The organism is Priestia aryabhattai (genome assembly GCF_023715685.1).
GTDB classification, from domain to species: Bacteria; Bacillota; Bacilli; order Bacillales; family Bacillaceae_H; genus Priestia; species Priestia aryabhattai_B.
In genome coordinates this window covers 206,149-221,169 of record NZ_JAMBOQ010000004.1, presented here as the reverse complement: position 1 = coordinate 221,169, position 15,021 = coordinate 206,149, and the positions used below count along the sequence as shown (strand labels likewise).

General features: G+C 37.1%; 16 protein-coding genes and 1 pseudogene. 4 read left to right on the top strand and 13 right to left on the bottom strand.

Annotated elements, in window-relative coordinates:
• Position 1 precedes the first annotated feature (1 nt).
• From M3225_RS19690 to M3225_RS19665, 6 genes are all read right to left on the bottom strand, one after another.
• On the bottom strand, positions 2 to 1,429 hold the full coding sequence (locus tag M3225_RS19690) for a sensor histidine kinase (RefSeq protein ID WP_251396425.1): 1,428 nt from the start codon (positions 1,427 to 1,429) through the stop codon (positions 2 to 4).
• On the bottom strand, positions 1,419 to 2,093 hold the full coding sequence (locus M3225_RS19685; protein ID WP_013056756.1) for a response regulator transcription factor: 675 nt from the start codon (positions 2,091 to 2,093) through the stop codon (positions 1,419 to 1,421). The genes M3225_RS19690 and M3225_RS19685 overlap by 11 nt, the downstream gene beginning before the upstream one ends.
• Before the next feature lie 179 nt (positions 2,094 to 2,272).
• Positions 2,273 to 2,431: a hypothetical protein gene (locus M3225_RS19680; protein WP_014460408.1), complete on the bottom strand. Its 159-nt coding sequence runs from the start codon at positions 2,429 to 2,431 to the stop codon at positions 2,273 to 2,275.
• A gap of 30 nt (positions 2,432 to 2,461) precedes the next feature.
• Positions 2,462 to 3,337: a peptidylprolyl isomerase gene (locus tag M3225_RS19675; RefSeq protein ID WP_251396424.1), complete on the bottom strand. Its 876-nt coding sequence runs from the start codon at positions 3,335 to 3,337 to the stop codon at positions 2,462 to 2,464.
• A gap of 25 nt (positions 3,338 to 3,362) precedes the next feature.
• A complete protein-coding gene (locus tag M3225_RS19670) occupies positions 3,363 to 4,364 on the bottom strand; it encodes an acyltransferase family protein (protein WP_251396423.1) in 1,002 nt (333 codons plus the stop codon).
• Positions 4,365 to 4,661: 297 nt separating this feature from the next.
• Positions 4,662 to 6,074 (bottom strand): amino acid permease, encoded by a 1,413-nt coding sequence (locus M3225_RS19665; protein ID WP_251396422.1) that lies wholly within the window; start codon positions 6,072 to 6,074, stop codon positions 4,662 to 4,664.
• Positions 6,075 to 6,434: 360 nt separating this feature from the next.
• Between M3225_RS19665 and M3225_RS19660 the strand changes: the two genes are divergently transcribed.
• Positions 6,435 to 7,088, top strand: coding sequence for a GntR family transcriptional regulator (locus M3225_RS19660; protein ID WP_251396421.1), 654 nt, complete (start codon positions 6,435 to 6,437; stop codon positions 7,086 to 7,088).
• Positions 7,089 to 7,117: 29 nt separating this feature from the next.
• Here M3225_RS19660 and nhaC read toward each other — a convergent pair whose 3' ends face one another.
• Positions 7,118 to 8,524, bottom strand: a complete 1,407-nt coding sequence (nhaC, locus tag M3225_RS19655; RefSeq protein WP_251396420.1) for a Na+/H+ antiporter NhaC — start codon at positions 8,522 to 8,524, stop codon at positions 7,118 to 7,120.
• A 323-nt stretch (positions 8,525 to 8,847) separates the two neighbouring features.
• Here nhaC and msrA point away from each other — a divergent pair.
• A pseudogene (gene msrA / locus M3225_RS19650) lies at positions 8,848 to 9,762 on the top strand (peptide-methionine (S)-S-oxide reductase MsrA).
• Positions 9,763 to 9,765: 3 nt separating this feature from the next.
• Here msrA and M3225_RS19645 read toward each other — a convergent pair.
• Both M3225_RS19645 and M3225_RS19640 read right to left on the bottom strand, forming a co-directional pair.
• Entirely contained in the window at positions 9,766 to 10,461 is a 696-nt protein-coding gene (locus tag M3225_RS19645) for a YqjF family protein (protein WP_251396419.1), read from the bottom strand.
• A 19-nt stretch (positions 10,462 to 10,480) separates the two neighbouring features.
• On the bottom strand, positions 10,481 to 11,434 hold the full coding sequence (locus M3225_RS19640; protein ID WP_251396417.1) for an NAD(P)/FAD-dependent oxidoreductase: 954 nt from the start codon (positions 11,432 to 11,434) through the stop codon (positions 10,481 to 10,483).
• Between the two features lie 200 nt (positions 11,435 to 11,634).
• On the opposite strand from M3225_RS19640, the gene M3225_RS19635 reads away from it, so the two are divergent.
• Positions 11,635 to 11,967 carry a hypothetical protein gene (locus tag M3225_RS19635; RefSeq protein WP_251396415.1) on the top strand — a complete coding sequence of 111 codons (333 nt, stop codon included), beginning with the start codon at positions 11,635 to 11,637 and terminating at the stop codon, positions 11,965 to 11,967.
• A 35-nt stretch (positions 11,968 to 12,002) separates the two neighbouring features.
• Here M3225_RS19635 and M3225_RS19630 read toward each other — a convergent pair whose 3' ends face one another.
• From M3225_RS19630 to M3225_RS19620, 3 genes are all read right to left on the bottom strand, one after another.
• Positions 12,003 to 12,836 (bottom strand): flagellar motor protein MotB, encoded by an 834-nt coding sequence (locus tag M3225_RS19630; protein ID WP_251396413.1) that lies wholly within the window; start codon positions 12,834 to 12,836, stop codon positions 12,003 to 12,005.
• Positions 12,829 to 13,623: a flagellar motor stator protein MotA gene (motA, locus tag M3225_RS19625; RefSeq protein WP_013056745.1), complete on the bottom strand. Its 795-nt coding sequence runs from the start codon at positions 13,621 to 13,623 to the stop codon at positions 12,829 to 12,831. Before motA ends, M3225_RS19630 begins: the two co-directional genes overlap by 8 nt.
• Before the next feature lie 129 nt (positions 13,624 to 13,752).
• On the bottom strand, positions 13,753 to 13,896 hold the full coding sequence (locus tag M3225_RS19620; protein ID WP_196767225.1) for a hypothetical protein: 144 nt from the start codon (positions 13,894 to 13,896) through the stop codon (positions 13,753 to 13,755).
• A 140-nt stretch (positions 13,897 to 14,036) separates the two neighbouring features.
• Here M3225_RS19620 and M3225_RS19615 point away from each other — a divergent pair, with 140 nt between their 5' ends.
• On the top strand, positions 14,037 to 14,315 hold the full coding sequence (locus M3225_RS19615; protein WP_251396410.1) for a hypothetical protein: 279 nt from the start codon (positions 14,037 to 14,039) through the stop codon (positions 14,313 to 14,315).
• 13 nt (positions 14,316 to 14,328) lie between these two features.
• Here M3225_RS19615 and M3225_RS19610 read toward each other — a convergent pair whose 3' ends face one another.
• Positions 14,329 to 14,988 (bottom strand): serine/threonine protein kinase, encoded by a 660-nt coding sequence (locus M3225_RS19610; protein WP_251396409.1) that lies wholly within the window; start codon positions 14,986 to 14,988, stop codon positions 14,329 to 14,331.
• Between the last annotated feature and the right edge of the window lie 33 nt (positions 14,989 to 15,021).

Here is a 15,021-nt window from a genome sequence, read left to right as displayed (position 1 = left end):
TTTAACTCTTTTTCACTTTTTGTGACATTGGCAATCTTACTGTAAATGTACTTCCTTTTTCTTGTTCACTTTCTACGTCAATTTTTCCTTTATGTGTTTCTACAATCCATTTAGCGATTGCTAGGCCTAGCCCATGCCCTCCCATTTGACGGGATCGAGATTTATCAGCACGATAAAAGCGGTCAAAGATCCGATCCTTTTCGTCGGGATGAATTCCAACCCCTGTATCACATACTTTTAATATACATTCACTCCCATGCTGAACCACTTGAATGCTTACATTTCCGTGAGGAGTTGTATATTTAATAGCATTGTCTAACAAAATGTAAATCAGCTGAGTTAGACGCTCTTGATCTCCATTTACCACTAATTTTTCTGGCGTATCCAGCTGCAAATCAATATGTTTGGAAATCGCTAGGGTTTCAACAGATTCCATTACCTTTTGCACCGCATCTGTAATATCAAAGGGCATCATTGCTTTTTCTACTTTATTAGAATCTGAGCGTGCAAGCGTAAGCAAATCACTGACAAGACTCGTCATCCGCTTCACTTCAGCTTTCATATTATTGATTAATTTTTTAGAAAAAGGATCTTCTGTTACTTCCTCTTGCATTTCTAAAGCATTGATAGAAGAAAGCATAACGCTAAGCGGTGTTCTTAATTCATGGGAGGCATCCGCCACAAACTCTTTTTGCTTTTGGAAAGCTGTTTCAATTGGGACCATCGCACGTTTTGACATTAAGCGACTGATATAAATGGCTACTCCTACAAACAGTACCGTAAGACTCAGCATAATAATAAGGAGCCACTTTAACAGCTGATAAAGAAACGAAACGTCTTTCCCGATATAAAGCATCCCTAAAAATTGACCTTTATAAAAAATGGGTTCCCCCGCCATCATTAAATCAATATCTATTTTGCCTTCCCCGTTTTGCCCTTTTACTCCTTCAATGTGTTCAAAACTAGGGCGCGGGGCTTTTATTCGTTCTTTCCGCACTTCATTTTCAATAGGGATCCATCCATCAATTAAATCTAATAAGTTAGAGCGAAGCCGCTCGCTCGCTTCGTTTCCCATAATAAGGTCCCCTTCAGGACTAATTACATAATAAAAAAATTGATCTTCACCGGCTACGACAATGTTTTTGTACTCTTCTTTCGACTGTTGATCCGAGCTGTTTATCGCTTGTTTAATTAAGATGCTTTGGACAATTCGGGACTCTTGTTTTAGCATGCTATTTAAGTTTTGCTGCTGACTATTGGATACAACCACATATACCAATGCATAAACAATAAACACGAATAATAGCAGAAACAGCATTAGTAATGCGCTATATCGGAATGTTAAACGATTTTGCGTCTGGCTGAATAAATCTTGCTTTACTTTTTGTTTTACTTTCTGTTTAGCTCTTGTAAGGAGTTTAACTTTCAATTTTGTAGCCTACTCCGCGAATGCTTTGAATAAGATCCTGTTTGTTAAATTTCTCTAGTTTTTTTCGCAAAAGTTTAACCGTCGCATCAATCGTTTTAATAGAAACATCTGATTCGTATCCCCATACCCGGTCTAAAATAATATCTCGAGAAAGAACTTGTCCTTTGTTTTTCACTAAAAAATCTAGCAGTTGAAATTCACGAGGACTTAATTGAATAAACTCCTCGTCAAACTGCACGGTTTGACTTGCTCTTTTTAATATCATGCTGGCGATCTCTACTTCTTCTTCTAAAATTGGCGCATAATTACGACGAGACAAAGCGCGAAGCCTTGCAAGCAGCTCGTCAATTTCAAATGGCTTAATAACGTAATCATCCGCTCCCGCATCTAAGCCTTGTATACGATCTTGAACCGCATCTTTTGCTGTTAACATGAGAATAGCTCCGGCATATCCTTCTTTTCTTAGACGTTTACATACATCAATTCCGTCTCCATTTGGCATCATCCAGTCAAGAATTAACACATCATAATGCGCTTCAGATGCATAGTCATATGCATCATTCCCTTCCGTCACCCATTCGACGTTATAGCCTCCTTTTTTCTTCAGCATATAACTAACTAATTCACCTAGCTGCAAATCATCTTCTGCTAGCAGTACATTCATTCTGCGTAACTCCTTCCTTCATTTGATACATTTCGCTGCATCCCTTTGTTTACTTTATTATACAAAAAGAATCAGCAGAAACAAGCTGCCTCTACTGATCTCTTTTCATTTTAATTTTCCCTATCTATACTCAGCACGGGCGCAAACTGCTGTCCAGTAGTTTGCATCTTTTGTACTCTTTATGAATGCCTAACGATTTGATTTGAATATGAAGGATTTGATCCATTAACAGTTTCTGTCACCTTTACAACACGCCGGCATATCTCAGCTCGTACACCTCTGTGCTTCAATTGTTCGACGATTTTTTCTAACTTACTATAAGACGCTGTTTGTTTCATATCCATCCCCTCATTTCGTTAAGGTATTATTTATGAATCAAGTTTGTTTGTAATATCATATTTTTTCTTTAGCTTTTGTAACCATGTTGGATACTCTGTTTGGTATTTTTGATCAAGCAGCGTTTGCTTAATTTTTGCTTTGCTATTTTCATATGTTGCTTTTTGCGCTTCTTTTTTGCCTGTTACTTTAATAATGTGATAACCGTATTCTGTTTTAACAGGATCACTTACTTCATTTACCTTCATCGAAAATGCTTTGTTGGCAAAAGCTTCGACCATATCGCCTTTTTTGAAGTATCCAAGGTTTCCACCATCTGATTTAGAAGCTGTATCTGTTGAATATTCTTTTGCTAGCTTAGCAAAATCTTCTCCTTTATCAAGCTTTGCCTTTACTTCTTTCGCTGTCTTTTCGTCTGCTACTAAGATGTGGCTAGCTTTTACCTGTGCTTCTGTAGCTAGTGAATCTTTATTTTCATTAAAGTACGATTTTATTTCACTATCTTTAATGTTAATAGTCGACTCAACCATTTTTTTTGCTTCAATATTTGTCTTTAAGTCTTTTTTCAGCTCTGACAATTTTACGCCGCTAGATGTTAATGCTTGATTTAATGCATCTTCTCCCCCGTACTGACTTTTAAGGTTTTCCAATTCAGCATTAATTTCTTTATCGGTTACTTTAATATTTTGTTTAGCTGCTTCTTTTGAAATGACTTTTTGTTCAATCAGTGAATCAAGGACGCTTGATCCTCCTTGGGCAAGAAGTGCTTCGTACAGCTGATCTTTTGTGATTTTTTCATCACCAACGGTAGCAACTACCTTTGATTTATTCATTGCTACGGCACCAATAGCTACTGCAGCAATAATGACAACGGCTGCAATAATCATAATTATTTTGTTTTTAGACATCGTTAAACTCCTTTTCCATTTCTCATTACTTACCTAAACTTAAACTTTTGCGCGTTGGTAACGGTTTAAGCTCAATTAAAGGTCTTGCAATAGTAGATACGTATTTACTCGACAACAACCACGCCACTCCACAAGCTCCAATTAGAAGAATGCTGTACCCTTGTACACTTTCTATCCAGTCTCCAAAAGAAGATAGGCGGATATATTTAATCAGAAATCCATGTAGCAGATACACATAAAAGGTTTGAGCACCTCGAGATGTAAAGGACATCGTTTGTGTAGGGATCAAAGCTAGAAAGGAAATCGTCATTGCTAAGCTGATGCTATAAAATAGCGTACGAATGGTCATTCCCTCTAATTGATTTACACCTAAAGAGGCATAAGATTTTGAACCAAATAACCACTCTTTCTCAAAATCCGGTGCTACATACTGGATCCACAGAGCAATAATCAACAAAGTGCCTCCAGCTACTTTTTTGCAAGAAACAGACGTTAACTTTTTAAAATGTTCTTTTTTCATATAAAATCCTGCTAAGAAGAAGGGAAAGAATACAAATGTTCTAGAAAGACTTAACGTTGTTTCTAGCGGTTCACATAAGCCAATCATAATTCCTAAAACTGCCGCGACGGCTAAGGGATATTTGATTTTTGTAAAAATGAACAACATCGCGTTCCAACAAAATAAACTCAATAAAAACCATAGCGACCAAGCTGGCTGAAACACTGAAACTTCGAATGTGGATTCATCATACAGTTTATAGTCGTATACCGCATAGATAAGTTGAAAAATAATATAAGGAAGTAATACTTTCTTCGCCATCTTCCACATATATCCTTTTTTTCGGTATCCCTTTGCAAAATAGCCGCTTATTAAAATAAACGCTGGCATATGAAAGGTGTAGATAAATATGTAGAGTGTTCGTAACCACTGTTCATCATTGATGAAGGGAGTTAACAAATGGCCAAACACTACTAATACAATTAAGATAAATTTTACGTTATCAAAATACGCATCCCGCTTAGCCATTTGACCTCCTCCTTTCTTTCGCGTTCTAAGGATTTGTACGACGTGCTGCTGCGAATATCTTTTCTTTACATTCCTTACTATACATAGTGAAAATGAAAAAACAGTGAAAGCCTTTCTTTTTTCTATTTTTAAATATGGCGCCGCTAAATAAGTTTGACAAATGGCGCCTCTTTCTCTACTATATAGATACGCACCCTATCCAATTCAATTTCGCTTGTTGCGGGACACTTAACCAGTACGGATGGATAGGGTGTTTTTGTATGCAAAAAAAAGCAGAAGACCTAGGTCTTCTGCTTTTTATTTTGCTAGAGGCTGACTGTCATGTTTTCTGTTACCTGTTTTATTTTTTAAATAATAAAACAGGTAACAAAAAAGGACAAATGGGATACCGCAGTATAATGCGATACGCTGACTCTCATCAAAAGCCAGTCCTACACAAGCAGCAAAGCATAAAACAAACGCTAAAATAGGTACAATAGGATATAAAGGAGCTTTGTAAACAAGCTTCGATACATCATTCCCTTCTTTAACATAGCGTCTTCTGAACATAAAATGAGAAGCTGCAATAGCCATCCATACAGCTACAACTGCAAATCCAGAAATAGAAACTAATACTAAGTAAACAGTAGTTGGTGCAACCACGCTTGACAGCAAGGACAGACATGCCACTCCCATGCTGATAAGTAATGAATTAAATGGAACTCCTTTAAACGTTACTTTCCCTAACCAAGTGCTAACCATTTTTTGATCGGATAATGACCAGAGCATTCTCGAACATGCATATAATCCTGCATTAGCGTTTGATAATAAAGCTGTTAAAATAACCAAGTTCATAATATCTGCTGCGTAAGGAATACCTATTTGATCAAATACCGTCACAAAAGGACTTTCTAACACTCCTGCTTGTTTCCATGAGATCAACCCAGATAGTACAAACATGGCGCCAATAAAGAAGAAGAACGTACGCCAAATGATATTTTTAATTGCTCGAGGTATGTTCTTTTCCGGATCCTCTGTTTCCCCCGCCGTAATACCGATTAATTCTGTTCCCGAAAAAGCAAAGCTAACGGAAACCATCGTAATTAATACAGGCATAAGTCCATTTGGAAATAAACCGCCCTCTCCTGTAAAATGAGAAAGCATCGGCGCTTTTTCATGACCGCTAAGAGGAATGAATCCAAACATCGCTGCTGCGCCTAAGATAATAAATACAATAATCGTTAATACTTTAATACTTGAAAACCAAAATTCTGTTTCGCCGAAAAAACGTACAGATGTTGCATTTAAACCAAATAATAGAATGGCAAACAGCGCGCTCCATATCCAAACCGAAACGTCAGGAAACCATCTTTGCATAAGCAGGCCAGACGCTGTAAACTCTGAACCGACAGATACCACCCAAGTCAGCCAGTAGAGCCAGCCAACCGCAAAACCAGTTCCCGGCCCTATAAACTTCGTAGCGTATACTTGAAATGATCCTGACACAGGCATTGCTACGCTTAGTTCCCCTAGACATATCATGACTAAGTACATAATTAATCCACCGATTAAATAAGCAAGGAGTGTTCCACCAGGACCTGCTGCGTTAATTGTGTAACCTGAATTAAGAAACAACCCCGTACCGATAACACCGCCAAGGGAAATCATAAATAAATGACGGCTTTTCATTTTTCTTTGTAACTGATTCATAGATGTTGTATTCTCGCCCATTATGTGCCTCCTTTTATAGTAAACCTATCCAAAAACTTGGTTTATTTACACATCCTATATAAACTCTTCTCTGCAGAAGTAGGCTCTATTTCTTCCATATGTAGAATTTTGTATATTGTATACAATATACACTTCTTAAATCTTTTTACGATTATATCATTTTTCAGATTTTTTACAACAATGAATAGTAAAAAATATTTCAATAATTCTATTTTTTATATTCTAACTGAGATTAAGTAAAGTGGTATGATATGATTATTTTTACACCTGCATGTTCTTTCTCGCTATTTTTGTACTCTTTCATCACCATTACATGAAGAGAAAGAACGGCTGATGCGATATTTATTTTAGGGGGAAACAATGAACAAGGGGCCTATGATTTATCATTCGTTAAAAGATCATGTATATAACTACATAGCAAGTCAAATTCAAGATGGTACACTGCTGCCTAACGACAAAATAAATGAAGCCAGTATTTGTTCTCAGCTGAATGTCAGCCGAACACCTGTGAGAGAAGCGCTTATTAAATTGGCTTCAGATAACCTATTAGAATACAGGCCGCGCAGAGGGTTTACTGTAAAAGAAATTGATACACCAAAAAAACTAGAAGTATTTGAAATCGTCGGTGCTTTAGATGGTCTTGCAGCTGCCCTGTCAGTTGATCACTTAACTGAAGAAGATTTTACGAAGATGAATGAGCTTATTGAAAAAATCGATGTTTCTATTGAATTAGAAAATTATCAAGATTATCAAAAATATCAAACGTACTTTCATCGAGTGTATTTAAACCGATGCGATAATGAGACCTTAAAAGAACAGCTTATGTCTTTACAAGACGGATTCATCAGACAAACGTACTTTAGCGATGATAAAAAAGAACTATATACCATTTTACATGTAATGAATGAACATCATCGACATATTCTGAAACTTCTGAAGCAGAAAAAAAAATCGGATGTTCAGCTTTACCTTCAAAATGTCCACTGGAAAATCGAATATCCAGAAATGATCTAATTAAAAAGCAAGCACCGAAGTGCTTGCTTTTATTTTGCTATGGAAGAACGTTGTTTTTCTTCTTTTACGTACCAAATAAATTTCCCTGTATATCCGTAAATAATCGCTAAGATAATAGAAACAAAACTCAGCCACATAAACGGCAGATAAGCGAATGTAGAAATCCCAAGCGTTGTAGCTAGAAATACACCGTTATCCGTCCACGGAACCATTCCAGAAGTTAAGGTTCCTCCTACTTCTGAGTTACGGGCAAGCACTAGACGCTGTATTCTTAACTTGTCATAACTTTTCTCCATAATCTTCGGTGTTAAAATCAATGAAACATACATCGCACAACCAAATATATTCCCTAATAATCCCACGAAAATAGTAGAAGCTGTAACGTTTCCTGGATTGACAAGGATTTTTTCAAATTTAGATAGCAATACCTCTAAGACGCCAAGCTCATCTAATAAACCGCCAAATCCTAATCCAAAAATAATAACAATAATGGAACCGACCATGCTTAAAATCCCGCCTCGATTTAATAGCTCACTTAAAAATGTATTGTCGGTATTAATTTTAAATCCTTCATAAGCCGTATTAAATGCACTAGCTACATCCATATGTTGAAAGACAATTGCCCATATAATTCCTAATAATGAACCAACCCCAATTGCTGGAAGAGAAGGTTTCTTTAATGCTAAAAGGACAATGACAGCCAAAGCAGGAATCAGCACCCACCCACTGATATGGAATGTATCCAACAGCGAAGACTTTAATTCTTCTACACGTCCAGCATCAAAATCTTTACCTCCATACATAAACCCTGTTACCGTAAATAATACTGCCGTAATGAGGTAAGCAGGAATATCCAACACTAACATTGCTTTTACGTGATCAATAACATTCACTCGAGCCATTGACGCAGATAAAATGGTACTGTCAGAAAGAGGAGAAAGCTTGTCTCCAAAATAAGCTCCTGAAATTACGGCTCCTGCTACTAAAGGAAGCGGCATACCTAGCCCTTGTCCGATCCCCATCATCGCAATTCCAGCCGTTCCCACCGTTCCCCAAGATGTCCCCGTTGAAATAGAGGTAATAGAGCAAATGATAAGTGTAGCAAGTAAAAAGAATGTTGGGTTAATAAATTCTAACCCAAAATAAATAAGAGAAGGAACAACCCCTCCGGCAATCCATGTTCCAATTAACGTACCAACGGCTAATAAAATTAAAATAGCTTCCAAGCCGTTTGATATTCCTTTTGTAATGGCCCCTTGCAGCTGATTATACGTATACCCAAGTCGTACTCCTAGCGCCATAACAATAAACCATGAAATAAATAAAGCGAGCTGAATAGGTAAATTAAAAACAGTAGCAAATGAAATAACAACAGCTAAAAATAAAGCAAGCACAATCATTATTTCCCACATAGATGGTAAACGGGTTGTGTTCAAACTAGCTCCTCCTAAACTGGTATGTAGATTCTGGAATGTGGTATCGTTTAAGAGTAAAACGTCCTTATTCTTTAATTGTTCCTCTTACTGCTTGAACGTATGTATTTCTATGAGTGCATAAACAATAAACTGCATCTTTTTAAGAACATAAAATAAGGATACTCGCGTAAACAATAAGCCATTTTTCTTTTATCCAGTGGTCATAATACCATAAGAGTGTGCTTTCTTACAAGACTAGTTATGAAGCGCTTTCTGTTTGTTTATACATTTTAATATATAAATATATTTTCATTTATTTTATTCAACGAAAGGAGGAAAGTAACATGAAAGAATATGCAACATTTGCAGGAGGGTGCTTTTGGTGTATGGTCGCTCCTTTTGATCAACTTCCAGGAATCAGCAGTATCCGCTCTGGCTACGCGAGAGATGAACAAATCACTTCTGAATTTGCTACTCTTCCGAAGAAAGAGAGCGAATACGTAGAGGCAGTGCAAATTGTATGGGATCCTTCTCAAATTACGTTTGAAGAGCTGCTTAATCTGTATTGGCAGAATTGACCCTACGGATTCCGGCGGACAGTTTTCAGACCGCGGACCATCATATCGAGCTATTATTTTTTATCATAACGAAAAGCAAAAAGAAACGGCTCTCGATTCTAAAAAAAAGCTAGCCCAAAGCGGACGCTTTAAGCGTCCTATCGTCACACCTATTTTACCTTTTTCTTCTTTTTACGAAGCAGAAGAGCAGCAGCAGGATTATTATCGAAAAAATGCATTTCACTATAAATTATACAAAGAAAGCTCGGGGCGAACTGATTTTCTGAAGCAGCACTGGCCAAAGGACCGCTCATACCTTAAAGAAGTTCTAACGCCTATGCAATACTTTGTTACGCAGGAAAACGGAACCGAACCCCCTTTTACGAATTTATATTGGAATAACAAAAAACAAGGAATTTACGTTGACCTTCTAACCGGAGAAGCACTGTTCAAAACGTCAGATCAGCTACCTTCTCATACAGGATGGCCGATTTTTAAGCGCCCCATTTTATACGCAAATATAAAAAAGTGCCGGCGCAGCATTCTATAGCGCTAAAAAGCAAAGAAGGAGATAACTATTTAGGTTTACTTTTAACAGAAGAAAATAGCGAATACTATCAAGTAAATTCCGCGGCTCTGCGCTTTATTCCAAAAGAGAAGCTTAAAGAACAAGGCTATGAAGACTTTTTAATTTTATTTTGATGCTTATACTTTTTTAAAAGGATAAAAATAAGCCGTTACTTGATTTGCGTAGTGTACAGTTAAATCGTGATTGTCCGCCGGACGCAAAAAAGGCTGAGTAATGGAATCATCTATTATTTCACACTCCCCTTTTTGCAGCTCCCAAGGATCATGATAAAGGTCTCCTCTGTAGACATTTCCTTGATGAGTGGTAAATAAGCAGTAACGCTCTGTAAGCCAATGAGCTACTTCTCCTTTTTCACTGTGATAGGACGGAGAGGTACTTCTATATGTAAGCCTTACTCGCTCTTGTTTTGAGTCTCTGTGCGTTCGAACTGACTGAAAAGAAATATGGTTCTGCGTTTTGTTGAACGTCATAGCAGCGTGGTAATAAGGTAAGTGAAAAAAGTGCCGAGCAATCCATACTCCTAGTGGATTGCTTGCATCTAAACTAAAAAAATAAACGCCTTTTTCCCCTTTATATGTAACGTAAGTACGCACATTTAATTCATATAACCGTGAAAAGATGGGCACAGCGGGCGTCCCTTTGAATCGAATGTCTGTCATCGTAAAAGGCACAAGGGCAATCCATGCTTGATTATCATAGGTGTCAGGTTCTAACTGATCCGGCAATAAAGAAGCCAAAAACGAAGGATCTACAGGCCAATGAATAAACAGTAAATCTTTCCACGTTTGTTTCATTATCCAATTATTTTTCACTTCTTGCTCTCTCCTTTTTTTAGATGTTCTTTCCCATCAATTCAGCGGCCGCCGATTTCCCTGACAAATATGCGCTCTCTAACCGTGAGTGATTCGTCACGTCTTCTCCTCTTAAAAAAGCATCTCCTGCCACTAGTAGTGACGGCATGATTTCAGCAAAGGGCTGATGAAGAACTCGTTTAACCTCTGCATAGCGCCATTTCTTTAACTGAATGCTTTTAATATGATTTGCACCTATCCATTCTTTTATTTCATTTTTTATTGCCCACAACAACTCATTTTCATGTTCATCAAAATGTTTTTCTGACCAGTCTTTATTCATATATACGCTAAAAACAGACGTCTTTGATATTCCTTTTTGCTGATGGTTAACGATTCTTTGGATTGTGCTAGATGGATTTGTGAGTTGACCATGGTCACCATACGGCACCTCTTTGTAAAGCTCCACGATAGCAACTAAGCAGGGACTAAATTTCAGTGTCTTAAGGATAAATTGGTCCGCTTGTAACTTACTGTTATTAAGTATCTCAATAACCTGAGGAGAGGGAGGAGTAAAAATGATATCAGTCGCTTCAAAAATCTCATTTTCTTCTGTATACAGCTGATATCTTCCGTTTTGAAAATCAATGGTTTGAACTTTTCGATTCACATATACACATAGATCTTTTGCTAAATATTTAGCTAACGCATTCATGCCATTAATACTTTGATAGCGAGGGTGATGGTCACCAAACCATTTCTTAACTTCCTTATCACCTATCCATTTATTTACGTCTTGTTGAAATTCATCCGATCTTACTGTAAAAAATTGAGCTCCGTAATCTGCTCTTCCATCTCCTACTCTTCGGGTGGCCATTCGCCCCCCTACACTTTTACTCTTATCAAGAAGAAAGACCTCTATTCCTGCTTTTTGTAATTCAGCCGCTGCTGTAAGGCCGGTCATTCCCGTACCTACTATTCCTACTCGTCTCATTTTTCCCTCCTTATTTAACTCATTTACTTACAGTATAAAAAAAGTAGAATGATTGGGCTAATTTAAACTGTCGTTTTTTATTTACCTTCGCTCCTGCTTGTCTCAAAAAAATAGTCTACTATTCCTTTCAGCTGAGTATACTTGTTGTATACAAATATATCTTTACCTACTAGTACGTCTATAGACAGGAGGACTGTTACATGATGCTCTACGATATTGGACATAAAGTATATTACGAAGTATTTAATACAGCTCGCCCTAAAATGAAGGACGCTCACCAAGGACGAAGCTGGGGCTATGTTTATAAAAGCCTCAATGGACAACCTACAAAATTTTGGATTGATTTTACGCACGGACGTTTTATGTATTTCCAAGTTGAAGACAAGTGGTATCGCGTGCAATATTTGCAGTCCAATGATAAGAAAAAAACAGCGGATGTCTTTAAAGGCGCTCTCATTGACTTGATTTTAGATGGAATGGATCTCAAGTTAGTACGAGGAAACTTTGAAAAGAGAAGACTCTTAGCTTTATAACATATAGAAAAACAGCCGTAAAAGCAGTCCTGCTTTTACGGCTGTTTAATTGTACGAGGAGTAATCAATATTTCAACCCTTCTATTTTTCGCTTTTCCAGCTGCTGTATTGTTAGATGTCACCGGTTTGAACTCTCCAAATCCTTTTGCACTGAACATGCTTGGATTAAGCTTATCGTTTTTTAAAATAACTTTCATAAAGTTAACTGCTCTCATCACGCTTAACTCCCAGTTGGATTCAAAACCAGCGTTGCGAATGGGGACGTTATCGGTGTGACCGCTAATAATGATATTACGTGGAGGATCAATCACCAAAAGTTCTGAAATATCATTTGCGATTTTTGTATCCTCACTCCGAACTTGCGCTCTCCCCGAATCAAACAATACATTGTCTCGAATGGAAATTAAAAGACCTTCCTCGGTTAGCGAAGTCTGTAATTGATTTGTTAAGTTTTTCTTTTGAATATACGCATTAATTTTAGATTGAATTTGCTGAAGCTCTTCTTGGTCAGCTTCTCGAATGGTTTGCTCCTTTTGTTCGCTCGTTAACGATTGCGAAGAAGCAGAAGACTGATTGGGAGCTGTCTCCACTTCGTTTGTTTTTTCCGTACTTTTAGCTGCAGGAGTATTTGAAGGCTGCACCGCTTCTTCAGATTCCTGCAGAGATTGAAATTCCATCACGCCCGTTCCTCCGACGAACGCTTCATTAAATGCGCGTGAAAGGTTCTTAAATTTTTGCGCATCGACTGAGCTCATTGCAAATAATACAATGAATAAAGCAAGTAAAAGTGTAAGCAAATCTGAGTAAGGAAGCAGCCAGCTTTCATCGACATGGTCCTCCTCATGCTTTCGTTTTCTGCGTCTACTCATTTATGCCCACTTCACTTTCTTGAAGAAGCTTTTTACGTTCCGCTGTTGGCAAATAAGAAGCTAGCTTTTGCTCAATTACTTTTGGAGTTTCCCCTTCTAACAGTGAAAGCACTCCTTCAATCATCATATACTTTACCTTTACCTCATGTTTCGATTTACGCTTTAGTTTGTTCGCAAATGGATGCCATAGTACATATCCAGTAAAAATACCAAGAAGCGTAGCAACAAACGCCGCGCTGATCGCATGTCCTAGCGTATCTGTATCTTCCATATTCCCAAGCGCAGCAATTAACCCAATAACAGCTCCAAGTACACCCAGAGTTGGAGCATATGTACCTGCTAAAGCGAAAATACTTGCACCTGTTTGATGTCTTTCTTCCATAGCATCAATTTCCTCAGACAACACGTCTCGTATATAATCCGCACTTTGACCATCAATAGCTAAATTCAAACCATTTTTCAAGAAAGGATCATCTACATCAATAATTTGGGCTTCAAGTGATAGTAACCCTTCTTTTCGAACAACTTGTCCCCATTCAGAAAACATGGATACTAAATCAACGGGCTGCAGCATTTTTTGTTCTTTAAACAGGACACCAAAAAGTTTTGGGACTCTCTTGATTTCATTTGAAGGAAATGCAATAACTACCGCTCCGACGGTTCCGACAATAATAATTAAAATAGCAGCCGGATTTCCTAACACAGATGGATTAACTCCTTTGAAAAACATGCCTACAATAAGAGAGGCTATTCCTAAAATCAGTCCAATAAAAGATGTTTTATCCATATATAATTCTCCTATCCTTAACTTCCTGTTCTTTCTTTTTGTGTATTTTATACTCATCTTTTATTTCGACTATTTCATAGAATTTTTAAGCTTTTTATGAATCATATTTACAATTACATCTTTTCTCTATCATAAAAACACTTTTTTCAACTTTTCATACAGAATATCTGAAGGTCCAGCTATAATTGCTACAATTTGATTTTCTACATAAATAGCAGCCGTCATCTTATTATCTATATCAGCTAAAATTGCAAATCCGACGTTAATCTTCAACTTTATTCACCTCTGTAATGTTCTTGTTTATTCAACATATAAAAAGAAAAGTCTTAACATTTATTTTTTCGTGTTTCATTGACATTTGTAAATTTTATATTAAGATTATGTAAATGGATTGACAAAACGGAGGTGATATCATGCTACTAGAAAAATACTGTAAAGATACTGATTTAATGATTATCCAGTTTACGATCGAACTAACAAAAGACATTCACGCTAAAATCTCCGCACGTACTTTATTTTATGAAGAACAGGTGATACGCTATGCTGAAAAAAGAATACGTTCTTTCTTACATCCTCTTTCCCTTAAACATACGCTAAAATTTGTCTATCAATCTGAAATACTACAAACCATTCTATTTAAATTAAAACCAACTTTTGAGCAGCAGCATTTACTGCGCTGTATTTCATCTTAAAAAGGAGTTCCCTTTAGCGGAAACTCCTTTTTGATTTGATTCTACGATATAAACGATATGTTTTTCTAATAACGTTTAAAAGCGGGTACGGTAAGCGGATATGGTACTTATCAATAAACGGATAAAAGGTGTAATAAGCTTTTACAAGGTCTGTCCATTTTTTATCAATACCTTCTTTATAAAAGTCAGAAATATCCACCACATATCCTCTTCCATCTTTCATCATGACATTTTTGCCATGCACATCATACGGGTTTAAACCCTGGCTTCTTGCATAGTCCAAAGCTGTGTTCACATCTTTTATGACTTGTTCTGGAATCTTTATTCCCCGCTGTACGGCATCATACAAGGTAACGCCTGTAAGTCTTTTTAAAATCAAGTACGTCTTTCCCTCATGAAAAAGTTGAGAATAAGCTGGGTGAACGCCCAGCTTTCTATACACTTGCGCTTCTTTTTTTACACCATAGACGGCTCTTCCGTATACTTTCACGACAAATTCAGGGTAATTCTCGTGCACAAACACACCGGCATAGTTTCCTTTACCAATAAGTACCCACTCTTTTGTTTTGTTCGTAACTTCAACTGGATCATAGTCACTTTCACTTTGAATCATAACTTGCGTTAGTAATGATGTTTCAACTAGCGACACCAACTGTTTAATTGTTTTATCCATAGTCCCCTCTAAAAATCCTTCAGTAATCTCTAT

Bases quoted from the DNA above. Each gene is read 5' to 3' on its own strand.
- M3225_RS19660 (WP_251396421.1), top strand. From the start codon at position 6,435: ATGAACAAGGGGCCTATGATTTATCATTCGTTAAAAGATCATGTATAT.
- M3225_RS19610 (WP_251396409.1), bottom strand. From the start codon at position 14,988: ATGGATAAAACAATTAAACAGTTGGTGTCGCTAGTTGAAACATCATTA.
- M3225_RS19635 (WP_251396415.1), top strand. From the start codon at position 11,635: ATGATGCTCTACGATATTGGACATAAAGTATATTACGAAGTATTTAAT.
- M3225_RS19630 (WP_251396413.1), bottom strand. From the start codon at position 12,836: ATGAGTAGACGCAGAAAACGAAAGCATGAGGAGGACCATGTCGATGAA.
- M3225_RS19680 (WP_014460408.1), bottom strand. From the start codon at position 2,431: ATGAAACAAACAGCGTCTTATAGTAAGTTAGAAAAAATCGTCGAACAA.
- M3225_RS19640 (WP_251396417.1), bottom strand. From the start codon at position 11,434: ATGAGACGAGTAGGAATAGTAGGTACGGGAATGACCGGCCTTACAGCA.
- M3225_RS19685 (WP_013056756.1), bottom strand. From the start codon at position 2,093: ATGAATGTACTGCTAGCAGAAGATGATTTGCAGCTAGGTGAATTAGTT.
- M3225_RS19675 (WP_251396424.1), bottom strand. From the start codon at position 3,337: ATGTCTAAAAACAAAATAATTATGATTATTGCAGCCGTTGTCATTATT.
- M3225_RS19615 (WP_251396410.1), top strand. From the start codon at position 14,037: ATGCTACTAGAAAAATACTGTAAAGATACTGATTTAATGATTATCCAG.
- M3225_RS19665 (WP_251396422.1), bottom strand. From the start codon at position 6,074: ATGGGCGAGAATACAACATCTATGAATCAGTTACAAAGAAAAATGAAA.
- motA (WP_013056745.1), bottom strand. From the start codon at position 13,623: ATGGATAAAACATCTTTTATTGGACTGATTTTAGGAATAGCCTCTCTT.
- M3225_RS19670 (WP_251396423.1), bottom strand. From the start codon at position 4,364: ATGGCTAAGCGGGATGCGTATTTTGATAACGTAAAATTTATCTTAATT.